The organism is Lentzea xinjiangensis (assembly GCF_900110955.1).
Taxonomy (GTDB): domain Bacteria; phylum Actinomycetota; class Actinomycetes; order Mycobacteriales; family Pseudonocardiaceae; genus Lentzea; species Lentzea xinjiangensis.
Genome location: NZ_FOFR01000003.1, coordinates 347,776 through 371,590, shown reverse-complemented (window position 1 = coordinate 371,590; position 23,815 = coordinate 347,776). Strand labels below are relative to the sequence as shown.

Below are 23,815 nucleotides of genomic sequence, written 5' to 3'. Positions count from 1 at the left end.
GCCGGGAGGGCGTCTCGGTTCAACCGGACTGGCATTTCGGGCAGAAGTACACGAATCTGCCGTCCATCTCGCCCGATCGGACTCTCGTGCGGCACCGCAAACAAGGCCTGCCCGTGCGCTCGAAAACGTAGTGCTGCACGCGCAGGTCGCCCGTCGTGGACTGTTCGGGCCGCCACTGGTTGGCCTGCAACAGCTTCCTCGACAACGCAACCGCACGCGAGGCGTCCACGGACGACACCGGGGCCGTCGGCAGAACGCGCAACAGGAAACACACTTCCGCGCGGTAGAGATTGCCGACGCCGGCCATCACCCGCTGGTCCAGCAATGCGATCCCGATAGGTCGCGAAGGATCCGCGGTCAACCGCCGTACGGCCTCAGCGGCGTCGAAGTCGTCCGCGAGAAGATCAGGCCCGAGGTGCGAGATGAGTTCGTCCTCGCGCACGGTGGGAACGAACTCCATGTCGTGCAACGCGAATCCGATGGCCTGCCGGTCGTCCACCTCGAACACCGCACGGGCCTGGTGCGCGGGACGGCGCCAGCGCTCGCCCGGCCGGTAGAGGTGCCACGCGCCGTCCATCCGGAAGTGGCTGCGCAGGCTGTTGCCGTCGGAGAAGTGGGTGAACATGTGCTTGCCGTAGGTGCGCACGCCGAGCACGTCCAGGCCGGCCAGGTCGATCGTGGCCAGCCTGGGGTGGCGCAGCTCTCCCCGCAGCAGCGTCTTCCCGGCGAGCGCGTCGTGCATGCGCTTGCCCGCCAGGAAGACGGTGTCGCCCTCAGGCATCCACCGCTTCCTGGATCTCGTCGTCGTCGAAGTCGTGGTGCACGGCCCGGCGCCGGCTGCGGGAGATGCGCTGGATGCGGGCGAGCAGCAGGTTGAACGCGAGCGCCACCTCGCGCGCGCCTGGTGTGCCCCACTCGTGGATCGGCATGCACGCGCCCTGCGCCTGCTGCACCGCGAGCCGGTCCGGCAGCGCCACCGGCATCACCAGCGGGCCGAAGATGTCGCGCAGCTCCTCGATGCGGAACTGGTGCTCGTGCGAGCGGGGCCGCACCCGGTTCACCACGACGCCCAGCGGCTGCAGGTCGGCGTTGTTCTGCTCGCGCTCGTTCTGCACCGCCTCGAACGCCCGCTGCACGCCCGCGACCGCGAACATCGTGGGCTCGGTGACCAGCAGCGCGCGGTCGGCCGCCACCAGCGCCGAGCGGGTCAGCTGGCCGAGCGACGGCGGGCAGTCGAGCAGCACGAGGTCGTACGGGAACTCGTCGTACATGTCCCGCAACGTGCGCAAGGCGTCCTTCAGCCGGTGCAGCCGCGACTCGTTCGGATCGGGGTGGTTGAGCAGCTCGGCGTCCTCGGACCCGGACAGCACGTCGATGCCGTCGCCCCACCTGCTCGGGCGGATCGCCTCCTCCAGGTTCTCCTCGGACGGGTCCTGCAGGACGTCGTAGATGCTGGCCTTGGACTCCTCTGGCTCCAGCGTCGACGTGGCGTTGCACTGCGGGTCGAGGTCGATCACCAGCGTGCGGACGCCACGGCGGAGGGCGGCCGACGCGAGGCCGAGCACCACCGTCGTCTTGCCGACGCCTCCCTTGAGGCTGAGCACGGACACCGTATGCACAGACCTACTCTAGGGTCTCCTACTCTGTGTGCCATGCGACCGGACGCCGTACACAGGGTGCTCGACGCCGAATTGGCCGCCGTGCGTGCCCGCAAGGGTGGGGAAGCGCCGCGTGTGCTCGACGTCGGCGGTGGCAGTGGTGTCTGGGCTGTGCCCCTCGCCGCGGCGGGGTGCGTGGTCAAGGTCGTGGAGCCCTCACCGAACGCATTGGCCACGCTGCACACCCGTGCGCGCGAGGCCGGTGTGACGATCGACGCGGTTCAGGGCGACACCGACTCGTTGGGCGTCGCCGCCGGTGAGGCGGACCTGGTGCTGGCGCACGGCCTGCTGGAGGTCGTGGACGACGCACCGGCCGCGCTGGCCGCGCTGGCCGCCGCCGTCACGCCGGGCGGGGCGGTGTCGGTGCTGGTCGCGAACAAGTTCGCGGCGATTCTGCACCGCGCGATCGCGGGCCGGATCGTGGACGCGCGCAGGTTGCTGGACGACGACGCGGGCCAGCTCGCGGGCACCCGCGACCCGTTGCAGCGCCGCTTCGACGTCGCCGGGCTGGAGGAACTCGTCGTCGAGTCCGGCCTCACTGTCGAAATCCTGCAAGGTCACGGCGTAGTTTCTGAGCTGGTGCCCGGTGTCGTGCTGGATGCGAACCCTGGCGCCGCCGACGCGCTCGCCGAGCTGGAACTGGCCGCCGCCACGCGGTCTCCCCTGCGCGACGTGGCCGCCCGGCTGCACGTGCTCGCCCGCCGATCCGCCTGAGAAGCGTTTGCAATCGGGACGTTCCTGGTCCCGATAAGTGGTCCCAAACGAGTCTGCGGCGAAAGATAGAGTCTCCGCTGTCGACGTAGGGACCAACGCCATGGAGAGTTCCGACCTGCTGGCCTCGCTCGTGAACGAGGCCGTCGCGGGTGACCGGCATGCCGTCGAACGGTTGCTGGCCTCTGTTCGCCCGCTCGTGGCGAAGTACTGCCGTGCGCGCGTTGGACGCAACGAGCGCGCGTACGCGTCGGCGGACGACGTGGCGCAGGAGGTCTGCCTGGCGGTGCTGACGGCGTTGCCCACCTACCGCGAGCAGGGAAGACCGTTCCTGGCGTTCGTGTACGGCATCGCCTCGCACAAGGTCGCGGACGCCCACCGGGTGTCGGCGCGCAACCGGTCCGAGCCCGTCGCCGAGGTGCCGGACGGGCCGTCGCGGGCCGTCGACCCGGAGGAGAACGCGCTGCTCGGGTCGCTGTCGGCGCGGCTGGGCCAGTTGCTGCGAGGCCTGCCGGACAAGCAGCGCGAGATCCTGCTGCTGCGGGTCGTGGTCGGCCTGACGGCGGAGGAGACCGCCGAGGCGATCGGCTCGACGCCGGGAGCCGTGCGGGTGGCTCAGCACCGCGCCCTGGCCAAGCTGCGGTCGTCCGTGGGGATCGACGAGCTGATCTGACCGGCGCGGTGTGGTGGACAAGACACGGCATGGTTCGGTTACCAGTCATGAAATCACCGGATTGGCGGAACGCGCCGGTTTCGGTTACGTGCCGTGGTCGCCCCATACCCAGTGATTCGCGCCGCGCGTTGCAACAAACGGGTGACGTTCGAAGGTTCCCCCTACTTTCCGCATAAGGAGTGACGCTCCGCACGTCTCCTCTCCGGGATGGAGACGAGGGGACGTTTCGGATGGAGACTTCGGCGTTGTCCGCGGAGCTGGTCAAGCTCGCTGTGGACGGGGATCGCAGGGCAGTTGACCAGCTACTCCGCTACCTGAGGCCACTGGTGGTGAAGTACTGCCGCGCTCGCGTGGGCCGTTCCGCGACGACCGCGGACGACGTTGCTCAGGACGTCTGCCTGGCCGTGCTGAAGGCGTTGCCGAGCTACCGGGAGCAGGGGCGGCCCTTCCTGGCGTTCGTCTACGGCATCGCGGCGCACAAGGTCGCCGACGCGCACCGCGCGCTGGCCCGCAACCGCGCGGAGTCGATGGCCGACGTTCCCGACCAGCCCGTGCGGGGCGCCGGACCCGAGGAGTTCGTGCTCCGGGACGAGCTGAGCGGAACCCTCGGGCGGCTGCTGCACGTCCTTCCCGGCAAGCAGCGGGAGATCCTCGTGCTGCGCGTCGTCGTGGGCCTGTCGGCGGAGGAGACCGCGGAGGCCGTCGGGTCGACGCCGGGTGCCGTTCGTGTTGCCCAGCACCGCGCTCTGGGACGACTTCGCAAGGAAATCACCGCTCTGAGTGTCCCGATCGGGTGACATTCGTTTGCATTTGTGACTAGTCGTGTGGAGTGCGTGGGGTGGACGCACCCAAACGACATACCTATGGGCAGGAAGACGCCGACATAAGGACCAGGGGGCATGGGAAGCTCGGACTCAGCGCTTGCCGCCGAGCGGCTGCGCGTCGACGGGGTGCTGGTGCAGCACTTCCGCGAGTCGGGGCTGTCCGGGCCGCTCTGGGACCAGTTCCACCGCCAGCTCCTCGCGCGTGGTCTCCAGATCGTCGCCCGCCTCGTCAGCTCCGGAGCGATGTTCTCCCGCTGCGGGCAGCAGGGGCGGTACCTGCAACGGCAGGACATCCCGCCGCAGGAGGCCGAGGAACTGGCGAGCGACGCGGTGTTCGAGGGGTTCGTCTACTTCCGCGACCGGGGACTGCTCGGCAAGGAGTGGTCGGTCGACCACGAGCTGCCGTTGACCGAGTACTTCGTCAACGCCTGCGTGCTCGCGTTCCCGAACGTCTACCGGCGCTGGCAGACGCGGGTGAACGGCTGGCAGGACGTGCGGCTGGTGGACACCCTCGCCTCGCTCGAGAACGTGGTGGCCGAGGGCACCCCCGAGGACGCGGTCATCGAGCAGCAGGCGGTCGACGCGGCCTTCGCGGCGTTGAGCGAGGACAGCAGGCGGTTGCTCTTCCTCCATGACCAGGGCTACTCGCACGCGGAGATCGGTGAGCTGCTGCGGCTCACCCCGCGCGCGGTCGAAGGACGGATCCGGCGGGCGCGGCTCTCCGCGCGTCGGCATCCAGACGAGGAACGGTGATCTGCGTGGACTTCACACCCGGCCTGCACCGCAAGGTCCCTGCGGACGCCGTTCAGCGCTCGTCCGTCGGCGGGCCGGTCAGCGCGCCGAGCGGCACTCTCGACGCGCTGGTGGAGCGGACCGGGGGCGGCGCACGGGAACCGGTCGACCCGCCTCCGCCCACCTACTACTCACGGCGGCCCGAAGCCGCTGATGACCACGTTGCGCGCGCGGTCGCCGGTGATCGACAGGCGATCGAACGGCTGCTGGGCACGATCCGGCCGTTGGTCGTCCGGTACTGCCGTGCGCGCGTCGGTTCGTTCGCGTCGGCGGACGACGTCGCGCAGGACGTCTGCCTCGCCGTGCTCACGGCGTTGCCTTCGTACCGCGACCAGGGACGTCCGTTCCTGGCGTTCGTCTACGGCATCGCGGCGCACAAGGTCGCCGACTCGTTCCGCAGCTTCGCGCGCAACCGCGCCGAGGCGGTGCCGGAGCTGCCGGAGTCGATGGACACCGCGGCCGGGCCGGAGCAGCGGGCGATGCAGGGCGAGCTGTCCGACCGGATGGCCGCGCTCCTGCGGGTGCTGCCCGAGAAGCAGCGCGAGATCGTCGTGCTGCGCGTGGTGGTCGGGCTGTCGGCGGAGGAGACGGCGGAGGCCGTCGGCTCGACGCCCGGCGCGGTGCGGGTCGCTCAGCACCGCGCGTTGGCGAAGCTGCGCAAGGAGATCAATGGCGCCAGCGGGTGACGTTGGCGATCCCCTGGGCGCTGGCGTCCTTGTACCGCTCCATCTCGCCGCGCCGCACGTCCGCGATCGTGCCCGCGAGCTCCTTGCCGAACGCCTCGACGAGCACGGCGTCCTTCTCGAACTCGTCGACGGCCTCCCGGAGGGACGTGGGCAGGCGCGGGACGCCGTCGAGCAGCGCCGGGTCGACGGTGAGGCCCTCCGGCAGGCTCGCCCGCGTCGCGATGCCGTCCAGACCCGCCGCGACGACGCCCGCGACGACGAGGTAGGGATTCGCGGTCAGGTCGAAGCACTTGATCTCCAGGTTGTCCCGGACCAGGCGCAGCGCCGTCTCGCGGTTCTCTTCGCCCCACGCCACGAACGGTGCTGACCATGTGTGCGGCACGAGCCTGAGGTAGCTCGCAAGAGAAGGACAGCCGACAGCGCACAACGCGCGTATGTGGTTGAGCACGCCCGCGGTGAACTGCCTGGCTTCGTCCTGGAAACCCTCGAAGAGGTTCGCGCCGTCGCGCCAGAGGCTGAAGTGCAGGTGGCCGCCGTTGCCCACACCGCCGTTGATGACCTTGGGGGAGAACGACGGGCGCATGCCGTGCCGGATCGTGACGGCGCGGACGGTCTCCTTGACCAGCACGGCGGTGTCCGCCGCCGCGAGGGGGTCTTCGGGCGCGGTCGAGACCTCGAACTGGCCGGCGGCGTACTCGGGGTGGAACTGGAGCACCTCGACGTCCTGCCGGTCCAGCGCGGTGAGCAGGTCGACGCAGTAGTCGGACAGCTCGACCTGGCGCGCGTGGCCGTACGCGGAGCCGGAGGTCGCAGGCACCCAGTCGTCGGTGTCCGGCCTGCCGACGCACCACTCGACCTCGAAACCCGCCTTGGCGGCGAGGCCCTGACCCGCGAGGGCCCGCACGGCCTTGCGGGCCTGCAGGCGCTGGTCCATCGGGTAGGGGACACCGCTCTGGAAGTGGCGGTCCGCGGGCGCCCACGCCCAGCCGGGCTGGCCCGCGAGCACGGTGAGGCGGTCGAGGTCGGGGTGCAGCCTCAGGTCGCCGACCGGCCCGCCGGCGAACCGGCCCTGGATGATCCAGTCGTCGAAGAGGAAGACGTCGAACACCGGTGACGCGCCGACGCCGTGTGCCGCCGCGTGCGCCAGCCTGCGCAGGGGCACCGACTTGGTGCGCGCGATGCCGCTGTTGTCGACGAAGGTGAGCGCGACCACGCTCACGCCCTTGGCGTTGAGCCCGTCGAAGAGCTCCGTCGCCCGGTCGAACCGCTGGTCCCGCTCCGCAGAGTCCACGATCGTAAGGTTATGGGCATCTTGCCGTTCGTCGCCGAAGCCGGGCTGATCGACCACCACTGCCACGGTGTGCTGCGCACCGACAGCACACGCGCGGAGTTCGAGTCGTTGTTGCTGGAAGCCGACGAGGTCTCCGTGCTGGGCGGGTCGTTCTTCGACTCGGCGGTCGGTTTCGCGGTGCGGCGGTGGTGCGCTCCGCTGCTGGACCTGCCCCGGCACGCCTCGGCCGAGGAGTACCTCGAACGGAGGAACTCGCTGCACATCACCGAGGTGTCGCGGACCTTCCTGATGGCGTCGGGGATCCACACGTTCCTGGTGGACGGCGGGTTCCAGCCGGAACGGCTGCTGTCGGGCGCCGAGCTGGCCTCGTCGTCGGGAGCGGACGCGCACGAGATCGTGCGGCTGGAGCACCTGGCCGAGTCGGTGCGGCCGTCGGTCTCGCCGTCGGGCTTCCTCGCCGAGGTGCGCTCGCGGCTGGCTTCCTCGTCGGCGGTGGGGGCGAAATCCGTCGCCGCCTACCGGGTCGGGCTCGACCTGCCGGGTGCGCGCCCCGCCGACCCGGACGTCGTGCGGGCGGTCTCGGCGTGGGGCTCGGGACGGTTGGCGGACCCCGTGGTGATCGCTTGGCTGGCGTGGGAGGCGCTGGACGCCGGGCTGCCGTTGCAGTTCCACGCCGGCTACGGCGACTCGGACATCGATCTGCACCGCTGCGACCCGTCGTTGCTGACGCCGTTCCTGCGCGCCACGGCTTCGTTGGGCGTGCCCGTGCTGCTGTTGCACAACTACCCGTTCCACCGGCAGGCCGGGTATCTCGCGCAGGTGTTCCCGCACGTGTTCTGCGATCTCGGGCTGGCGACGCACGGGCTCGGGCACCAGGCGTCGCGCGTCCTCGCCGAGGCGCTGGAGATCGTGCCGTACGGCAAATTCCTGTTCTCGACCGACGCGTTCGGTCTGCCCGAGTTGTACTACCTCGGCGCGTTGATGTTCCGGCAGGCGTTGTCCGACTTCTTGGCCGATGGGATGCACCGCGAGGCGTTCCTCGACGATGACGCGCATCGCATCACACGACTCATCGCGTCGGAGAACGCGACGCGTGTGTACAAACTGTAGGATTTGACTCGAACGGGAGTTCGAAAGGGGTGTTCATGGGTCGCAGTGCGAACCTGCCACGCGGCCTGGTCGACCGGTTCCGTGCACGTGACGGTGTGTGGCCTGACGACACGGGCTGCCGGATGCTGCACGTCGACATGGACGCCTTCTACGCGTCGGTGGAGATCCGCGAACGTCCTGAGCTCGCCTCCGTGCCGGTCGTCGTCGGCGGCGTCAACGGACGCGGTGTCGTGTGCTCCGCGAACTACCTCGCCCGTGAGTACGGCGTGCGTTCCGCGATGCCCACCGCCCATGCCCGCCGCCTGATCCCCGACGCCGTCTACCTGCCGCCGCAGTTCGACCTCTACCAGGAGGTGTCGCGCGGAGTCATGGCGATCTTCCGCGACATCACGCCGCTGGTGGAGCCGCTGTCGCTGGACGAGGCGTTCCTCGACGTCGGCGGGGCGCTGCGCCGGCTGGGCCTCACGCCGGGCGGCGTGGGGGAACTGGTCAGGTCGCGCGTTCTCGCTGATCACGGCGTGACCTGTTCGGTCGGTGTGGCGCCGACGAAGTTCCTCGCGAAGCTCGCCTCCGGCATGTGCAAGCCCGACGGCATGATGGTGGTGCCTTCTTCTTCCGTGCTGGAGTTCCTCCACCCGTTGCCGGTGTCCGCTCTGTGGGGCGTGGGCGCGAAGACCGCTGCGCGCCTGGAGGAACTCGGACTGGGCACCGTCGCCGACGTCGCCGCGACACCCCTGCCCCGGCTGCGCCGCCTGATCGGCGTGGCCCTCGCGGAGCACCTGCACGCGCTGGCCTCGGGCGTCGACGACCGCGCGGTGGTGCCGACCTCGCGCGAGAAGTCGATCGGCGCGGAGGAGACCTTCGAGGTCGACCACCTCGACCGCGCCGTGCTCCGCCGCGAGCTGCTGCGCCTGTCGGAACGCTCGACGGGGTCGCTGCGGGCGAAGGGCCTGCGCGGCCGGACGGTGTCGATCAAAGTCCGCTTCGCCGACTTCACCACGATCACCCGCTCCCGCACCCTGCCGGTCGCCACCGACGTGACCCAGGAGGTCTACCGCACCGCGGCCGAGCTGCTGGACACCCAGGTCCCACCCGGCGCGGTCCGCCTGATCGGCGTCCGGATAGAGGGCCTTGACAACGCCGACTCCGCCCAGCAACTGATCTTCGACGCCCCGGAACGCGGCTGGCGCGAAGCGGAGCAAGCCGCTGACCAGGCCCGATCCCGCTTCGGCTCGCTCGCCGTCCGCCCGGCCTCCCTGCTGAGCGAAGGGGCGGAAAGGACAGCGGAGCCGCAGCCGAAGCCCGAGTGATCGCGACCTGTCCACAACCCGCGAGTTGTCCACAACTTTCCCGCGCCCCCACCTCCCACCCCCTCCTCCCGCGCACCATTGACCCATGCGCCACCCCATCGACCTCGAAGCCCTGGGCACCCTCTTCGTCCACCGAGTGGCCCCAGTGGCCGCACTGCTCCACATAGGACTGTCCGCCGCGCTGATCGACCAGCGCTCCCGCCCCGGCGGCCCATGGCAGCGCCTGTTCCCCGGCATCTTCCTGCTGTCCAGAGCCGGTCCTTCCCGGGAACAGCTGGTGCAGGCAGCCCTCCTGCACGCGGGCGAGCGCTCCATGCTGACGGCCTTCGACGCCCTGTACCTGCACGGCATGAGATCGGTCCTGCCCACCGCGGACGCGATCCACGTCCTCGCGCCACGCCACTGCCGGGCCTGGGGTCACGCCGCCCTGCGCCTGGAGCGAACAGACCGCCTCCCCAGACCGGCACTCCGCAGAGGCTTCCACGTGGCACCCCTCGAACGCGCGGCGGTGGACGCCATCCGCCGGACCCGCTCGATCCCCGACACCAAAGCCATCCTCGAGGAGGCGATCCACTTCGTGGGCGTGCAAGCCCTCCGCGCGGAGCTGGCCCTGGCTCCGCGCAAGGGCACCACCCTGGCCCGCACCCTGCTGGGCGAGTCGCCGGCACGCCAGTTGGAGCTGGCCGTGATGAACCGCCGCCCGGCTTCGGCACCGCAGTCCCGCGTACCGCTGACGGTCAGCTGAATTGCAGGCGCTGCAACGCATCCAGCGCCTCGCACACGGTGGTGCCGTTTGCGTTGTGCTGGGGCGTGAGCGGCAATGCTCTGTGGTGCCACGAGATTGAGCTGGGCACTGATTGCTGTGCCGGTGTCTGTGGCGGGCGGCCTCCGCATGCCGGGCTGTGCTGGGCGCGTGAGCGGCAAGGCCATGTCGCTCAAGGCAGCGCAGCTCGGTATCCGCGGTGCTGGTGAACCAGGTGCCCGTGGCGGCTGGCCTGCCGGAGAACGACCAGACGAGCCTGCATGACGCGCTGGCCGCAGCCGTCGTGCCCTGAGCCTCCTCGAAGACGGAACGCTGACGTCTCAGCTCAGTCCCCGGGCCTCGGTGGGCTCAGCTCCGCGGACTGACTCGTCGGGCGGAACGTTTCCGGCGGATGGTCCGATGCTTTCGTCAGGTCGAACTCGGTGACGAGGACGGAGACTTCGTCACCGACTTGAACCACCTCTTCCGGTGCTGTCACGGGATTTTCGTCGAGCTCGCCGAGGGGGACGAGTCCCTCGACTCCGTCGGCGACCTCGACGAAGGCTCCGACCGCGGCCAACTCGGTCACCCGTCCCCGGAGTCGTCGGCCGGTGGTGAGGCGGTCGGCGAAGACGTGGAACGGGTCCGGCTGCGTCGCGCGCAGCGACAGCCTCGCCTCGCCGTTCGACGTGTCGAACTGAAGCATCTTGCGCGAGACGCGCTGCCCTACCCGCACGACGTTGGAGACATCGTTGAGGTGTCGCCAGGACAGCTCGGGGATGGTGATGAAGCCACCGCCGGGGAACACCGGGTGCGGGGGTCCGTCGTCGAGCGCCACGAACACGCCGAACCGCTCGATCGCCGCCACTTCGCCGGAGAGGATCTGACCAGGGGACAGCGATTTCAAGAACGCCCAGAGTTCCGGGTTCTCGGTCGCGGCCATCGACAGCCGGACTTCGCCCGCTTCCAGGTCGACGGCCACCGCCTCGGCGGTCATCCGTTCGCCGACCCGCACAGCCGAAGTCGCGGGCTGACCCCACGACAGGTCCAACCGTCCCACGGCTCCCAACGGACGTGCGGGGAATCCGTCCAGGGTGACCGCCACGCACGATCGCGTGATCTCCGAGACGATCCCGCCGCACAGATCACCGACTCACACCGTTGCCAGAAACGCTTGTGCAGCCTGGTCGTCCGACGCTTCGTCCATGGTGTCCAGCCACCCACGTGGAGTCGTGACCGACGTCGAGAAGGGAGATGTGACTGCCTGGAGAGGTGGTTCGTCGTCCCGTCGAGGCGTCGTTCGACGACGGCGTGACCTGGAAGCCGGTGCCGGTGGCCGGCCAGAAGGCGGCTGTGCAGAATGCCGCTGTGCAGAAGGCGGTCGTGCGGCACCCGAAGGGCGCGAAGCCCGCTTCACTGCGCGCGAGGACCACCGACGCGATGGGTGGCGCGAGTGCGGTGACGATCTCCCGCGCCTACCGGATCGCGAGCCGGCCGGAGGTGTGCGGGCCGGAGGTGTGCGGGCGGGAGGTGTGCGGGCGGGAGGTGTGCGGGCGGGAGGTGTGCGGGCGGGAGGCGTCCCGCCCGCACACCGCTGCCTCACGGGCGCCGGTACTGCGCGGGAGAGCCGGCGGTGGCCGGGTCCTCGTAGCTTCCGGCCTTCCCGCGGTCGACGTGGAACGTCGTCAGCGTCGTCACCGGCGAGGCGGCGTCCCGCCGGTCACCGATCACCCGCATGTGCGTGGTGAAGCGCCGCGGCGTCACCTCGTACACGTCGTAGCCGTACCTGTTGCCCTCGAAGTACTTCAGGTGCGGGTTGGCCGCTCCCATCACCGGTCCGTTCACCGCGTTCCACTCCGGCGAGTAGGCCCCGGAGGTGATCGAGTGCGCGGTGAACTCCGTGCCGATCACCGGCGAGGACAGGTCGTCGAAGTCCGGCCGGATGTCGTCGACGAAGGCCGAGTGCCAGTCGCCGGTCAGCACGACGAGGTCCTGCATCCCCTCGGCGGCCACGTGCCCGAGCACCTCCCGGCGTTCCTGGAGGAAGCCGTCCCACTGGTCGGTGAAGTAGTAGCCGCCGCCCTGGCGTGCCAGCTGCGACAGCATGATCGAGTTGAGCCACACCTGCCACGCCTCGCGCGCGCCGGAGATGCCGTCCAGCAGCCACTGCTTCTGCTCGGCGCCGAGGATCGTGCCGCCGGCGATGTTCTGCGCCGAGCGGTACTGCCGCAGGTCCAGCACGGTGAGGTCCACGAGCGATCCCCACTGCCGCCGCCGGTGGATCTGCGGTTCCAGCGCACTGCCCGAACGGATCGGCATGTGCTCGTACCAGGCCTGGTAGGCCGCCGCACGGCGCTTCACGAACGGCGCCGAACCCTCCGAGCCGCTGTAGTCGTTCACGACCTCGTGGTCGTCCCACGTGAGGAAGAACGGGTGCGCGGCGTGGGCGTCGCGCAACGAGGGATCGCCCTTGTAGAGCGCGTGGCGCCGCCGGTAGTCCGCGAGGGACAGCACCGCCGGGCCCTCGTGGTCGCGCACGTGCGCGCCGCCGACCTGGCCGTGCTCGTAGATGTAGTCGCCCAGGTGCACGACGAAGTCCAGGTCCTCCCGGGCGATCCCGCGATGCGCCGCGTAGAAGCCGTCGTGGAACGCCTGGCAGTTCGCCGTCGCGAACCGCACCTTGGACACCGGTCCGACCGGGGCCGTGCGCGTACGGCCGACCCGGCTGCGCTTCCCGAGCGCCGTGAACTGGTAGTAGTAGGTGCGGCCGGGACGCAGGCCCTGCACGGGCACGTGCACGCTGTGCCCCAACAGGTTCGACGCCGCGATGGTGCCGGACGCGATCCGCGAGCGCATCGTGCGGTCCAGCGCCACGGTCCACTCGACCTCGACGACCTCGGGCAGCGGCTGCTCGAACGCGAGCGGTTCCGGGGCGAGCCGCGTCCACAGCACCACGCTGTCCGGCAACGGGTCCCCCGACCCGACGCCCAGGGTGAACGGCGCCGGGTCCCAGGACGCGCCGAGGTCGAGCGCGGCCGCGTGCGCCTCGGCGGGCGACAAGCCCGCGGACAACGGCCACACCGTGCCGAGAGCGCCGGCGGCGGCCGCGGCGCGCAGGAGATCACGTCGGTTCAGCATCAGCGGGCCTCCACCGTGAACGAGATGTTGTCCGCGTAGCCGTCGTTCGACGTACCACCACCGGACCGGGTCATCTGCAGCGTCACCACGGCGGTGCGGCTGCCCGGCGGCACCGTGCCGCGCGCGGACCGCTCCACGAGGCCGGTGCGGCCGGAGCGCTCCTCCGCGGTCACCGGCCCGAGCACGACGAGACCGCGCGGGGTGCCGCCGGAGTCCAGGAACTCGACGGACAGGCGGGCGCCGTCCTGCTGCGCGGCGTAGCCGCCGAGCCAGGCGGAGATCGCGAACTGAGACGCGCGGCGCGGCAGCGTCACGCTCTGTCGCAGAGTGCTCAGGGGCGTGTCGCCACCGCCGAAGAACGCCGCGCCGCGCCGGGCCGGACCCGGATCACCAGGCCCCGGGTACCCCTGGCCCGTGTCGTACCGCAGTACGACAGGAGCGCCCGCGACGGTCAACCAGCCGTGAAGGCCCTGCTCCGCGTCGCCGTTCACGATGAGATCGGTCATGCGGTCGATCCGAGCAAGCGCGGCTTGCGCGGGCGGATCACGCGGCCGAACGCGGTGTGAACGGAAGGCCACAAGGGCTGTGGAGGTGCCTCACGACAGCCTCACCGCTGCCCCAGGAGGATGATGGTGACAGAACCGACCGTATGAGAGGGCCGACTGGGTAGTCGCCGGGCCGCGCGGATCGTATCCTGGAGGGTGACGTCCCCAGGGTGGGTCGTCCGCCGGGTTCGGCGGAAACCGAGAACACCCGGCGCCCGCGACCGCTGTGCCGGAGGAGGAACGATGCCACTCTCCGAGCACGAGCAGCGACTGCTCGACCAGATCGAGCGCGCGCTCTACGCCGAAGACCCGAAGTTCGCATCCACCGTACGAGGCGCCAAGTTGCGGCGGCCGTCCAAGCGGCGCCGTGTACAGGGCATCGTGCTGTTCGTGGTCGGTGTGGCCGCGCTGATCACCGGCGTGATGCTGCCGCAGCTCGCGATTGCCAGCATCCCCGTGGTGAGCGTTTTCGGCTTCCTGCTCATGTTCTTCGGTGTCCTCATCACCCTGACGACGTTGCGTCGCGGTGACCAGGTCGCCGAGGGCGCGCAGGAGGACGGCAAGCCAGCGCGCAGCCGCAGCTCGTTCTCCGAAAAGATGGAAGAGCGCTTCCGTCGTCGCTTCGACGAGGAGCGGTAAGCCTTCGGACCTACGACAACGGGCCCGCCCCCCGAGGGGAGCGGGCCCGTCGCTTTGCCCCAGCCAGCTCCCGGACCAGCCGGGAGGCGCCCAGAGCGGGTCCCGCGAGTCTCGGCCGCGACAGGCGCGGCCGAGGGCTGCGGAGGCGGCACCGCCGCACCACACCCGGTACGAGGGTTCCGGAGGCGGCACCGCCTCCGGAACTCCCGGCCGTGACTCTCGTCGAGCGGACCTGGGGGAAGCCTCCTAGACCGGGACGGGCTCCCGGTCCGGCGTCTCGGCCACCGGCGCGGGTGCCGGCCGCAGCACCGACTTCGGCAGCAGCCGCGCCCGCAGCGACAGCGGGGCGTTCTGCCGCAGCGACTGCCGCACCGCCGCCAGTGCCGCGGGCAGCGCGGGGTCGGCGAGGGGGTTCGCGCTGTACCAGGACCGCTCGATCGCCCCGATGACCGTCCGCAGGCCGTTCTTGCCCGCGTCGTCCAGGTTGTGCTCGCGCGCCAACCGGCGGGCGGCGGCCCTGATCGTCTCGGCCGCGGGCACGGGCGCGCCGCGGTCGATCGACTCGGCCATCAGCTCGCTCCAGGCCGCGGTGGAGGCGCCCGGGCCGAGCTTCGCGACCTCGCGCAACCGGTTGCGGCGCCGCAACGCGCGGATCGCCGCGGGCGTGGTGGCGACGAGCAGCGCCAGCACGACCGCCATGAGCACGTACGACAGCCATGCCACGGCCAGCAGCAGCACGGCCGCCCACAGGGCGACCGAGACCAGCCCGCCCCAGCGCCGCAGCGCCGTCGGGGAGTCCTTGCGGATCAGCCCGGGGGCCATCGGATACCCCTCCCGCGTCAGCGGGGACTTCTCGCGTTTGAGCTGGCTCTGGTACACCAGCTGCATGGCCAGTGCGAGGAGGAAGGCACCGAGCAGCGCGTTCGGGATCCAGTTCTTCGACGTGTCCTCCGGCGTGCCTTGCAGCACGGCGCTGTCGTCGCCTTCCTCGCCGTCGGGTGAAGCGGACTGCTGGACCGACCCGGTCGCGGACGGCGCCGTGGACTCGGTCGTCGTCTCGGCGGTCGGCTGTTCCTCCTCGCCCTGCGGGTTCTCCTGCATGTACGGCGGCATCACCCCGCGGCCGTCGCTGACCGGGGTGGGGTCGAAGGTCATCCAGCCGTGGTTCGGGAAGAAGATCTCGACCCACGCGTGCGCGTCGTCGGTGCTGATCACGCGGTGGGTGTTGTCCGCGGCCTCGACGCCGGCGGTGAAGCCGATCGCGACCCGCGACGGAAGGCCGACCACGCGGGCCATGACGGCCATCGCGGAGGCGTACTGCTCGCAGTAGCCGACCTTGCCCCTGGTCACGAAGTCGGTCAGCGCGTCCTTGGTGACATCGCCCTGGGTCTTGAGGTCGTACTTGAAGTCGCTGGTGGGGCTGTTGAAGAACTCGGACAGCTTCGCGGCCTTGTCGAAGTCGTTGGTGGTGTCCTTCACGACCTCGTTCGCGAGGTCGACCACCTCCTGCTCGACGCCCTCGAACTTGTAGTACTCGCCGTCGACCAGGTTCTTCTGGCCGGACGCCAGGCGCAGCGCCTGCTTGGTGGGCGTCGACAGCACCGTGTCGATCTCGTAGGGCTTCGGCTCGCGCTCCCGCTGTGAGAAGATCACGCCCTTCTTCGCGTCGAAGCGGTAGTCGTCCTCGGGGGTGTCGATGCGGCGGACCGAGCCGTAGGTCGGCAGCCAGAAGCTCTTCCAGTCGCGCGGCTCGATGTTGATCCGCGTCGTCTTGCCCTCACCGCGGTCACCCGGCTGCAACGGGAGCTCGCCGCGCGCGGGCTGGCCGCCGGGGTCGGTGCCGCGCTCCCAGCCCTTGTTCGGCACGTACCTCGCGAGCGTGGTCGCCCGCAGGTACGTCCGGTCCGGCAGGCCGCGCACGTAGAACACCTCGGCGGTCTTGCCGCGGTTCAGCATGCCGCGCAACGACGTCATCTCGCTCAGGCCGATGCCGCCCTTGCCGCCGCCACCACCGGAACCGCCGCCGGGCAGCCTGCCGACGGTGCCGACGATCGTGACGCCCGCGCCGACGACCAGCGCGATCACCATCGCGATGCCCGCCACCGTGGTCGCGGAGCCACCGGACCCGCTCGCCGACCCGGACCCGAGCCGGCCGCGCCACGCCTCGTGCCGGTGCTGGCCGTCCACCGCGAGCAGCATCGCGAACGCCGCCGCGCCCAGTACGAACGTCCAGAACGGCAGCATCTCGTCGGCCAGCGACGCGGGCACCGCGAAGACGCACAGCAGCACCAGCCCGGACGCCGCCGGCGCGCCCGCCGCGACGGCGAGCGTGTCCACCAGCACCGCGACCAAGCCGATCGCCAGCACCACGAGCGCCTGGATGGCCGGTGTCGCGTGCACCGGCGGCACCCCGGTCTGCACCTGCGTCACGGAGTCGGCGAGCACGCCGCCCAGCTCGCTCAGCGCGTCGGGGCCGGGGAGGAACAGGAAGATGCCCGACCGCGTGTGCAACGCGGTGAGCAGGCACAGCAACACGAAGACCTGGGCGATCGCGACCAGCGGCGGGGTGAGCCGGGTCGCCCGCAGGAACGCGCCGGTCACGGTGATCGCGACGATCACCACGCCGATGCGCAGGAGCCACAGGTCGCCCTCGATCACGCCGGAGAGCGCGGTCGACGCGCACAGCACGGCCAGCGCCGCGATCCACGGCGTCGCCGACGTGAACCACTCGGGCTCCGCCCCCTTCGCGGGAGCGGCGGAACGGGTCCCCATCTCAGCCCACCTCCGAGCGAACCGACGGTCCCCGGTTACCCGCCGAGGCGCACAACTCCTGCCACACCTGCTGCATCGACGCGGAGGGCCGCGCGATCACAACGCCCCAGCCCGCGCCGGTCAGCAACCGCCGTGCGTCCTCGGGGTCGGGCGCGGAGGCGTCCGACCCACCGGCCCACGCGTTCACGTCGAGCAGCACGGCCAGGCTGCGCATGCCGCGCGGCCGGTACCGGATCAGCTCCTCGACCGACGCCGGGGACACGGCACCGAGCACCGCGACGACCTCCTGGCCGGCGCCGGGGTCGATCCCCGCGCTCAGCTCCCGCCGGTGCGACGCCTGCAGCGCCGCGAGCGAGTCCAGCACCACGTGGTCGCTGTGCCCGCCGTCGGCGGAACCGCCCGCGAGCACCCGCCCGTCCTCGGAGACCAGGCGCACCTGGTGGCCGAAGTGGTGCAGGTGCAGGCAGAGCGACGCCACGAACGAGATCGCCCATTCGAGCGACGCCGTCGGTCCGCTGCCACGGTGCGCATGCACCCGGTGGTCGAGCAGCACGGTCGTGCCGCCGCGCCACGGGCGTTCCTCGACGCGCACCATCAGCTCGTCGCGCCGGGCCGTGGACCGCCAGTGGACCTTCCGCAGGTCGTCGCCCTGGCGGTACTGCCGCACGATCGCGTCGTCCTCGCCCTGGCCCGCCCGCAGCCGCACCGAGCCGTCGTCGCCCGCGCCCATGCCGGACCCGCCGGGCAGCCCCGCCAGCCGGACGACGCGCGGGACCACGACCAGGCGGGAGCGGCCGGCGAGCTCGCGGTCGAACTCCGCCAGCCCGAACGGGTCGGTGATCCGCGCCATCAGCGGCCCGACCTGCTGGATGCCCCGCATCACCGGCTTGAGCGGGTAGCGCAGCGCAGTGGGCGTGTTGCGCGGCAGGCGCTCCACCAGGAACCGCGGCCGCGCGCCCAGCGCGTACGGCACGGTGTCCTCCAGCATCAGCCCGCCCGTGGGCAACCGGCCGGTGCTGCGCAGGTCGAGCTTCACCTCGGCCGCCGCGCCGACCGGCACGCGGCCCGGCGCGAGGAAGCGGGCGGCGTGCAAGCCCACCCTGGCCCTCGTCGCGAGCCACGCGGCCAGCAGCGGCAGCGCGATCACGAAGGCCGCGACCCGCAGCAGGTCGCGCTCGTTCAGGACCGCGGCGCACACCCCGGCGGCGAAACCCGCGGCCAGCAAGCATCTTCCGCGCGTGGTCAGGCCGGAGAGTGCGGTGCGCATCGTCAGCGTGGCATCCCTGCGTTGTTGTTGTTGTTCATGCTCCGGACGAACGCCGCACTCGGGTCCAGCGCCGCCGTCGGCACCGGTACCCGTTGCAGCAGCACCCTGATCAGCTCGGCGGGTGACCGGCGGGCGGCCTGCGCCTCCGCGGTCATCACGAGCCGGTGGGCGAGCACCGGGATCGACACCGCGTGGATGTCGTCCGGCACCACGAAGTCACGGCCCGCGAGCGCGGCTTGCGCGCGTGCGGCCCGCACGAGGTGCAGAGTCGATCGCGGCGACGCGCCCAGTCGCAGCTCCGGCAGGCGGCGCGTGGCGGACACCAGTTCGACGGCGTACCGGCGGACCTCGGGGGAGAGGTGCACCCGGCGCACGGTCTCGATCAGCCGCAGGATCTGCGCCGCGTCCGAGACGGGCCGCAGGTCGTCGAGCGGGTTGTGGCCGGCGTGCTCGTCGACCATCGCGAGCTCGGCGGCCGGGTCGGGGTAGCCGATCGAGACGCGCGCGGTGAACCTGTCCCGCTGCGCCTCCGGCAGGGCGTAGGTGCCCTCCATCTCGATCGGGTTCTGCGTCGCGATCACCATGAACGGCGAGCCCAGCGGGTAGGTGTTCGCGTCGACCGTGACCTGGTGCTCCTCCATGCACTCCAGGAGCGCGGACTGCGTCTTCGGGGAGGCTCGGTTGATCTCGTCGCCCACGACGATGTTCGCGAAGATCGGCCCGGGGCGGAACTCGAAGTCGTTCTCCTGCCGGTTGTAGATCGACGAACCGGTGATGTCGCTCGGCAGCAGGTCGGGCGTGAACTGCACGCGGCTCACGGTGCAGTCGATCGAGCGGGCCAGCGCTTTCGCGAGCGAGGTCTTGCCGACACCCGGCACGTCCTCGACCAGAAGGTGCCCTTCGGCGAGCAGTGTCACGAGGGCGAGCCGGACCACGTCGGGTTTGCCGACGAGCACCCGTTCGACGTTGGCGGCGATCCGCTGGACGGCGCCGTGCAACTCCCCGAGGACCTGATCGACCGGCGCGTGGTTGCTCGCGCTTGGGCTTCCCGGTGTCACTGAACCTCCAGCAGCCGTGTCCGGAACACGGACGTGTGAGCGTTTCACGCAGTGTGTCAAACCACGGCTAAGTGCCCTACACGTGCGGGCCACAGCGGGGTTCGCTCCACCAGTGTCCACGTTCCCCCACCGATCCGTCCCAACCCGGCGATTCGACCGGATTTTCTAGGCCGTTCGAGTGCTGAACCGGGGCTGAACCCTCACTCGGCAAGGTGGTGGCTGATCTCGCTCCCCACCGTCCCCCCACGTCGCCCCACGGCTTCTACCAGGGCAAACAGGTTGCAAGCAGGTGTGTGAGCACCTGTTTCAGCGTTGACTGTGGTGAAAAGTGGGGTACTGTGGCGGCCGGTGGGGCAGACGGGGGCTCCACTGCCGGTCTTGCCGCCCGGCGAGGGAGGTGGTTGCCGATGTTCCTCGGCACTCACTACCCGCGCCTGGACGACAAGGGTCGGCTGACACTGCCTGCGAAGTTCCGGGACGAACTGGCGGGAGGTCTGATGGTCACCAAGGGCCAGGACCACTGCCTGTACGTGTTCCCGCGAGCGGAGTTCGAGCAGATGGCGAGGAAAGTCGCCGAGGCGCCGTTCACCAACGACGCCGTACGCGCCTATCAGCGCTACCTGTTCGCAGGAACGGACGAGCAGCGTCCGGACGGTCAGGGTCGGGTACTGATCGCGCCGGAACTGCGCCGGTATGCCGGGCTGACCAAGGAGTGCGTGGTCGTCGGCGCGTTCACCAGGCTCGAGATCTGGGACGCGGCGGCCTGGCAGACCTACCTCGAGGAGCACGAGGACGGCTACGCCGAGGCTCGCGAGGAGGTCATACCGGGCGTCTTCTGATGGCGGTCAGCCGAGCAACAGGCCGGATGTTCCACACGCGATTCGGGTGCCGTGAGGCCTCGGTCCGCTCGACTACGGCCCTGGCGCACCTTCCCCGGCGCCAGGTTCGACGGGCGGGCGGGGACCTGACGTCACCCGACACGCGCATCAGGGGAGTCGAGGGACGATGGATCAGCCGCGGCACGTTCCGGTGCTGCTGGACCGCGTCCTGGAGCTCCTCGCCCCCGCGCTGTCCGGCAAGCCCGCCGTCGTCGTCGACACGACGCTCGGCATGGGCGGCCACTCCGACGCGCTGCTGAGCGCCCACCCGGAGCTCACGCTGATCGGGCTCGACCGCGACCCGCAGGCCATCGAGATGGCCGGCAAGCGCCTCGCCCACCACGGCGACCGCGTTCACCTCGTCAACGTCACCTACGACCACATCGACGAAGCCGTGCGGGACCTCGGCCATCCGCGCGTGGACGGTGTGCTGATGGACCTCGGCGTGTCCTCGTTGCAGCTCGACGAGGAGGAGCGCGGGTTCGCCTACTCGAAGGACGCGCCGCTCGACATGCGGATGTCCAAGGGCACGGGCATGACGGCGGCGGACGTGCTGAACACCTACTCGCACGGCGACCTCGCGCGGGTCCTCTCCACCTACGGCGAGGAGCGGTTCGCGGGCAAGATCGCCTCCGCGGTGCTCAAGGAGCGCGAGAAGGAGCCGTTCACCAACTCCGGCCGGCTCGTCGAGCTGCTCTACGCCGTGGTGCCCGCGGCGTCGCGGCGCACGGGCGGCCATCCGGCCAAGCGCACGTTCCAGGCGTTGCGGATCGAGGTCAACGGCGAGCTGGAGTCGCTGCGGCTGGCGCTGCCCGCCGCCCTGGGCGTGCTGGGCGTGGGCGGCCGGATCGTCGTCGAGTCGTACCAGTCGCTCGAGGACCGCATGGTCAAGCACGCGTTCGCCGAGCTGGCGAAGTCGAGAACACCGCCGGGACTGCCGGTGGAGCTGCCGGGTCACGGGCCGGAGCTCAGGTTGCTGACGAAGGGCGCGGAGCTCGCGTCCGAGCAGGAGATCGAGGACAACCCGCGCGCGGCGCCGGTGCGGCTGCGGGCGGCCGAACGGATCGGAGAACCGAGATGACGGCACCCGCACGGGTCGGTGGGCCGTCGCCCCGCGACCCCGCCAAGGCCGGGGCCAGGACCGGGGAGCGCGACAAGGCCCGGCGGCGCTCCGCCGGAGCCGAGCGCGCGTACGCGCGGCGGGCCCAGCGCGACCGCAACCTGCGCAACGGCACCCCGGCACCGCAGCAGAGGCAGGTGTCGAAGGCGCCGTTCGTCGTGCTGGTGATGCTCGTGCTGGGCGCGGGCGTCGCCGGGATCATGTACTTCTCGACCCAGGCCGCCGCCGACACCTACCGCCTGCAGGAGGCGAGGTCCGAGGCGGAGAAGCTGACGTTGCGGATGGAGCAGCTCCGCCGGGAGGTCGCGCTGCTCGAGTCGCCGACGGACCTCGCGCGCCGGGCCACCGAGATGGGGCTCGTCGAGCCGTCGAACCCGGCGCGGCTGCGGCAGAACCCGGACGGCACGATCGAGGAGTTCGGCAAGCCGAGCGCGCCGACCAAGTCGACGCCGCCGCCCCCGCCTCCGCCGCCCTCGTCCGAGCCACCCGCCGGTCAGACACCGCCCGCCGGTGAGCAGCAGCAGGGCCAGAACCCTCCGGCTCCTCCGGCGGGTGGCTGATGCCGGGTCCGCAGAACAGGGCGCCGCGCCGCCCGTTGTCGGTGCGCGGCCCGCGCCCCGCCGCGCGCATCGGTGACAACAGCAGGCTGCGCATCGCGGTCGGCCGCATCCTGCTGATCGGCGCGTTGCTCATCGCGGGCGTGAAGCTCGTGCAGGTGCAGGGCATTCAGGCGGAGGAGCTGTCGGCGCAGGCGCAGAAGCAGCGCACCACCCGCCAGAACATCCCCGCCGAACGCGGCTCGATCCTCGACCGCAACGGCAACCAGCTCGCGTTCTCGATCGAGGTGCGGGCGCTGTACATCCTGCCGCAGCGGGCCCGCAAGACCTGGGACGACGCCCGCGCGAAGGACCCGGAGAAGTACCCGCTGTCCTACGAGGACCACTCGCGCGAGGTGGCCAGGTTCATCTCCTCGACGCTCGGGCCGGAGGTCAACGGGGAGAAGACCGACGAGGAGTCGGTCTACCAGCAGCTCGTCAAGGACATCAGCTACGAGGTCCTGGTGAGCGAGGCGGAGCCGGAGAAGGCCGCGAAGATCGTCGCGAAGTACCCGGCGGAGATCGGCTCGGAGTACCGCTCCAAGCGCATCTACCCCAACGGCGACCTGGCCTCGAACATCATCGGCGCGGCGAACTGGCGCCAGGACGAGAAGCCGCCCACCACCCAGGGCATCCTCGGCCTGGAGAACGCCCAGGACAACGTGCTGGCCGGCCGCATGGGCCGCCGCGTGGTCGACACGATGTCCGGCGACGACACGCTCGTCATCCCGAACACCGAGCGCGAGCTCGTGAAGCCCGCGCCGGGCAAGAGCCTCGAGCTGACGATCGACATCGACACCCAGTACGCCGTGCAGCGGATGGTCACCGACTACGCCGCGAAGTCGGGCGCGAAGAACGCGTCCGCCGTCGTGCTGGACAGCCGCACCGGCGAGATCGTCGCGATGGCCAACGACAAGACCTACGACCCGACCGAGTTCGGCAAGGCCTCCGAGGACCAGAAGCGCAACGGCGCGGTCAGCTCGCTGTTCGAGCCGGGCTCGGTGAACAAGATCGTCACCGCCGCGGCCGCCGTCGAGTACGGCCTGTTCAAGCCGGACGACGTGCTGTCGGTGCCGGGGTCGATCAAGGTCGCGGACCGCATCATCAGGGACGCGTGGAACCACCCGACCGTGCCCATGTCCTTCACCGGCGTCTTCGCCAAGTCGTCGAACGTCGGCACGCTGCTCGCCGCGCAGGAGGTCGGCAAGGAGCGCTACGCCGAGATGCTGCAGAAGTTCGGCCTCGGCAAGCGCACCCAGTCCGGCGTGCCCGCCGAGGAGGCGGGCGTCGTGCCGCCGCTGGGCCAGTGGTCCGGCTCGACCTTCGGCAACCTGCCCATCGGCCAGGGCCTGTCGATGACGTTGTTGCAGATGACCGGCATGTACCAGGCCATCGCGAACGACGGCCTCCGCATCCCGCCGCGCCTGGTCCGGGCGGAGATCGGCGAGGAGGGCGCCCGCTCGGAGAAGCAGCGCCCGGAGGGCGTCCGCGTCGTCTCCCCGGAGACCGCGAAGACGGTCCGCGACATGTTCCGCTCGGTCACCCAGTCCGACCCGCGCGACCCGAACCAGAGCGGGACGGGCAGGCAGGCCGCGCTGCCCGGCTACCAGATCGCCGGCAAGACGGGCACGGCGCAGCAGATCGACCAGACCTGCAAGTGCTACTCCCAGTCGCAGTACTGGATCACGTTCGCCGGCATCCTCCCGGCCGACAACCCGCGCTACGTCGTCGGCATCATGCTCGACGCGCCGAGCGGCACCCCGTTCAGCACCTCGGCCGCGCCGCTGTTCCACGACATCGCGACCTTCCTGACCCAGCGCTTCCAGATCCCGCTGTCGACCGAGCAGACGCCGTACGTGCAGCTGCAGAAGTAAGTGACTTGGGACACCTCGCGGCGCGACCGCACGCCTGCAATTGTTTACTGTGAATAGTTCCCCGTAGTAAAGCGCAATCCGTCACGTCTAATGCTCTCGAAACCTGAGTGCAAGGCGAGATGGGGTTCGGC

At 70.7% G+C, this 23,815-nt stretch carries 22 protein-coding genes; 13 read left to right on the top strand and 9 right to left on the bottom strand.

Features of this window, described 5'->3' with window-relative positions; all coding sequences use genetic code 11:
* Nucleotides 1-19 precede the first annotated feature (19 nt).
* Both BMW88_RS11390 and BMW88_RS11385 read right to left on the bottom strand, forming a co-directional pair.
* A complete protein-coding gene (locus tag BMW88_RS11390; protein WP_089950605.1) occupies nt 20-781 on the bottom strand; it encodes a DNA-formamidopyrimidine glycosylase family protein in 762 nt (253 codons plus the stop codon).
* Nucleotides 774-1,619 carry a ParA family protein gene (locus tag BMW88_RS11385; protein WP_089950604.1) on the bottom strand — a complete coding sequence of 282 codons (846 nt, stop codon included), beginning with the start codon at nt 1,617-1,619 and terminating at the stop codon, nt 774-776. The genes BMW88_RS11390 and BMW88_RS11385 overlap by 8 nt, the downstream gene beginning before the upstream one ends.
* Nucleotides 1,620-1,652: 33 nt before the next feature.
* Between BMW88_RS11385 and BMW88_RS11380 the strand changes: the two genes are divergently transcribed.
* The 5 genes from BMW88_RS11380 (at nt 1,653) to BMW88_RS11360 (ending at nt 5,344) form a co-directional block, all read left to right on the top strand.
* Nucleotides 1,653-2,372, top strand: a complete 720-nt coding sequence (locus tag BMW88_RS11380; protein ID WP_089950603.1) for a class I SAM-dependent methyltransferase — start codon at nt 1,653-1,655, stop codon at nt 2,370-2,372.
* 100 nt (nt 2,373-2,472) lie between these two features.
* The gene (locus BMW88_RS11375; protein WP_089950602.1) at nt 2,473-3,042 is read left to right on the top strand and encodes a sigma-70 family RNA polymerase sigma factor; all 570 of its coding nucleotides are present in this window, start codon (nt 2,473-2,475) and stop codon (nt 3,040-3,042) included.
* A gap of 230 nt (nt 3,043-3,272) precedes the next feature.
* Nucleotides 3,273-3,839, top strand: coding sequence for a sigma-70 family RNA polymerase sigma factor (locus BMW88_RS11370; RefSeq protein ID WP_089950601.1), 567 nt, complete (start codon nt 3,273-3,275; stop codon nt 3,837-3,839).
* Between the two features lie 102 nt (nt 3,840-3,941).
* Nucleotides 3,942-4,619 (top strand): RNA polymerase sigma factor, encoded by a 678-nt coding sequence (locus BMW88_RS11365; protein ID WP_089950600.1) that lies wholly within the window; start codon nt 3,942-3,944, stop codon nt 4,617-4,619.
* Nucleotides 4,620-4,726: 107 nt separating this feature from the next.
* The gene (locus tag BMW88_RS11360; RefSeq protein ID WP_177221055.1) at nt 4,727-5,344 is read left to right on the top strand and encodes a sigma-70 family RNA polymerase sigma factor; all 618 of its coding nucleotides are present in this window, start codon (nt 4,727-4,729) and stop codon (nt 5,342-5,344) included.
* On the opposite strand, the gene BMW88_RS11355 is transcribed toward BMW88_RS11360, so the two are convergent.
* A complete protein-coding gene (locus BMW88_RS11355) occupies nt 5,325-6,635 on the bottom strand; it encodes a type I glutamate--ammonia ligase (RefSeq protein WP_089950599.1) in 1,311 nt (436 codons plus the stop codon). The genes BMW88_RS11360 and BMW88_RS11355 overlap by 20 nt on opposite strands.
* Nucleotides 6,636-6,647: 12 nt before the next feature.
* Here BMW88_RS11355 and BMW88_RS11350 point away from each other — a divergent pair, with 12 nt between their 5' ends.
* The 3 genes from BMW88_RS11350 to BMW88_RS11340 all read left to right on the top strand — a co-directional run bounded on the left by BMW88_RS11350 (nt 6,648) and on the right by BMW88_RS11340 (nt 9,800).
* Entirely contained in the window at nt 6,648-7,745 is a 1,098-nt protein-coding gene (locus BMW88_RS11350) for an amidohydrolase family protein (protein WP_089950598.1), read from the top strand.
* A gap of 35 nt (nt 7,746-7,780) precedes the next feature.
* A complete protein-coding gene (dinB, locus tag BMW88_RS11345) occupies nt 7,781-9,055 on the top strand; it encodes a DNA polymerase IV (protein ID WP_089950702.1) in 1,275 nt (424 codons plus the stop codon).
* Between the two features lie 85 nt (nt 9,056-9,140).
* Complete coding sequence (locus BMW88_RS11340; protein ID WP_089950597.1) at nt 9,141-9,800, top strand: hypothetical protein; 660 nt, start codon at nt 9,141-9,143, stop codon at nt 9,798-9,800.
* Nucleotides 9,801-10,143: 343 nt separating this feature from the next.
* On the opposite strand, the gene BMW88_RS11335 is transcribed toward BMW88_RS11340, so the two are convergent.
* From BMW88_RS11335 to BMW88_RS11325, 3 genes are all read right to left on the bottom strand, one after another.
* Complete coding sequence (locus BMW88_RS11335; RefSeq protein WP_218148034.1) at nt 10,144-10,857, bottom strand: S1 RNA-binding domain-containing protein; 714 nt, start codon at nt 10,855-10,857, stop codon at nt 10,144-10,146.
* 539 nt (nt 10,858-11,396) lie between these two features.
* Nucleotides 11,397-12,935 (bottom strand): alkaline phosphatase D family protein, encoded by a 1,539-nt coding sequence (locus BMW88_RS11330; RefSeq protein ID WP_245777714.1) that lies wholly within the window; start codon nt 12,933-12,935, stop codon nt 11,397-11,399.
* Nucleotides 12,935-13,441 (bottom strand): phosphoesterase, encoded by a 507-nt coding sequence (locus BMW88_RS11325; RefSeq protein ID WP_089950595.1) that lies wholly within the window; start codon nt 13,439-13,441, stop codon nt 12,935-12,937. The genes BMW88_RS11330 and BMW88_RS11325 overlap by 1 nt, the downstream gene beginning before the upstream one ends.
* Before the next feature lie 282 nt (nt 13,442-13,723).
* Here BMW88_RS11325 and BMW88_RS11320 point away from each other — a divergent pair, with 282 nt between their 5' ends.
* Entirely contained in the window at nt 13,724-14,119 is a 396-nt protein-coding gene (locus tag BMW88_RS11320; RefSeq protein ID WP_089950594.1) for a DUF3040 domain-containing protein, read from the top strand.
* A 246-nt stretch (nt 14,120-14,365) separates the two neighbouring features.
* Here the strand turns inward: BMW88_RS11320 and BMW88_RS11315 are convergent, their stop codons facing one another.
* The 3 genes from BMW88_RS11315 to BMW88_RS11305 are packed head-to-tail and all read right to left on the bottom strand — an operon-like array spanning nt 14,366 to nt 19,216.
* Nucleotides 14,366-16,891 (bottom strand): transglutaminase TgpA family protein, encoded by a 2,526-nt coding sequence (locus BMW88_RS11315; RefSeq protein ID WP_089950593.1) that lies wholly within the window; start codon nt 16,889-16,891, stop codon nt 14,366-14,368.
* A gap of 1 nt (nt 16,892) precedes the next feature.
* Nucleotides 16,893-18,158, bottom strand: coding sequence for a DUF58 domain-containing protein (locus tag BMW88_RS11310; protein WP_089950592.1), 1,266 nt, complete (start codon nt 18,156-18,158; stop codon nt 16,893-16,895).
* Between the two features lie 2 nt (nt 18,159-18,160).
* Complete coding sequence (locus BMW88_RS11305) at nt 18,161-19,216, bottom strand: AAA family ATPase (RefSeq protein WP_425434646.1); 1,056 nt, start codon at nt 19,214-19,216, stop codon at nt 18,161-18,163.
* Between the two features lie 407 nt (nt 19,217-19,623).
* Between BMW88_RS11305 and mraZ the strand changes: the two genes are divergently transcribed.
* From mraZ to BMW88_RS11285, 4 genes are all read left to right on the top strand, one after another.
* Nucleotides 19,624-20,055: a division/cell wall cluster transcriptional repressor MraZ gene (mraZ, locus tag BMW88_RS11300; RefSeq protein ID WP_089950590.1), complete on the top strand. Its 432-nt coding sequence runs from the start codon at nt 19,624-19,626 to the stop codon at nt 20,053-20,055.
* Nucleotides 20,056-20,221: 166 nt separating this feature from the next.
* Nucleotides 20,222-21,175: a 16S rRNA (cytosine(1402)-N(4))-methyltransferase RsmH gene (gene rsmH, locus BMW88_RS11295; protein ID WP_089950589.1), complete on the top strand. Its 954-nt coding sequence runs from the start codon at nt 20,222-20,224 to the stop codon at nt 21,173-21,175.
* Nucleotides 21,172-21,774, top strand: coding sequence for a cell division protein FtsL (gene ftsL / locus BMW88_RS11290; protein WP_089950588.1), 603 nt, complete (start codon nt 21,172-21,174; stop codon nt 21,772-21,774). Before rsmH ends, ftsL begins: the two co-directional genes overlap by 4 nt.
* Complete coding sequence (locus BMW88_RS11285; protein WP_089950587.1) at nt 21,774-23,684, top strand: peptidoglycan D,D-transpeptidase FtsI family protein; 1,911 nt, start codon at nt 21,774-21,776, stop codon at nt 23,682-23,684. The genes ftsL and BMW88_RS11285 overlap by 1 nt, the downstream gene beginning before the upstream one ends.
* Nucleotides 23,685-23,815 lie beyond the last annotated feature (131 nt).

Bases quoted from the DNA above. Each gene is read 5' to 3' on its own strand.
- BMW88_RS11390 (WP_089950605.1), bottom strand. From the start codon at position 781: ATGCCTGAGGGCGACACCGTCTTCCTGGCGGGCAAGCGCATGCACGAC.
- BMW88_RS11380 (WP_089950603.1), top strand. From the start codon at position 1,653: ATGCGACCGGACGCCGTACACAGGGTGCTCGACGCCGAATTGGCCGCC.
- BMW88_RS11375 (WP_089950602.1), top strand. From the start codon at position 2,473: ATGGAGAGTTCCGACCTGCTGGCCTCGCTCGTGAACGAGGCCGTCGCG.
- BMW88_RS11370 (WP_089950601.1), top strand. From the start codon at position 3,273: ATGGAGACTTCGGCGTTGTCCGCGGAGCTGGTCAAGCTCGCTGTGGAC.
- BMW88_RS11365 (WP_089950600.1), top strand. From the start codon at position 3,942: ATGGGAAGCTCGGACTCAGCGCTTGCCGCCGAGCGGCTGCGCGTCGAC.
- BMW88_RS11350 (WP_089950598.1), top strand. From the start codon at position 6,648: ATGGGCATCTTGCCGTTCGTCGCCGAAGCCGGGCTGATCGACCACCAC.
- dinB (WP_089950702.1), top strand. From the start codon at position 7,781: ATGGGTCGCAGTGCGAACCTGCCACGCGGCCTGGTCGACCGGTTCCGT.
- BMW88_RS11340 (WP_089950597.1), top strand. From the start codon at position 9,141: ATGCGCCACCCCATCGACCTCGAAGCCCTGGGCACCCTCTTCGTCCAC.
- BMW88_RS11330 (WP_245777714.1), bottom strand. From the start codon at position 12,935: ATGCTGAACCGACGTGATCTCCTGCGCGCCGCGGCCGCCGCCGGCGCT.
- BMW88_RS11325 (WP_089950595.1), bottom strand. From the start codon at position 13,441: ATGACCGATCTCATCGTGAACGGCGACGCGGAGCAGGGCCTTCACGGC.
- BMW88_RS11320 (WP_089950594.1), top strand. From the start codon at position 13,724: ATGCCACTCTCCGAGCACGAGCAGCGACTGCTCGACCAGATCGAGCGC.
- BMW88_RS11315 (WP_089950593.1), bottom strand. From the start codon at position 16,891: ATGGGGACCCGTTCCGCCGCTCCCGCGAAGGGGGCGGAGCCCGAGTGG.
- BMW88_RS11310 (WP_089950592.1), bottom strand. From the start codon at position 18,158: ATGCGCACCGCACTCTCCGGCCTGACCACGCGCGGAAGATGCTTGCTG.
- mraZ (WP_089950590.1), top strand. From the start codon at position 19,624: ATGTTCCTCGGCACTCACTACCCGCGCCTGGACGACAAGGGTCGGCTG.
- rsmH (WP_089950589.1), top strand. From the start codon at position 20,222: ATGGATCAGCCGCGGCACGTTCCGGTGCTGCTGGACCGCGTCCTGGAG.
- ftsL (WP_089950588.1), top strand. From the start codon at position 21,172: ATGACGGCACCCGCACGGGTCGGTGGGCCGTCGCCCCGCGACCCCGCC.
- BMW88_RS11285 (WP_089950587.1), top strand. From the start codon at position 21,774: ATGCCGGGTCCGCAGAACAGGGCGCCGCGCCGCCCGTTGTCGGTGCGC.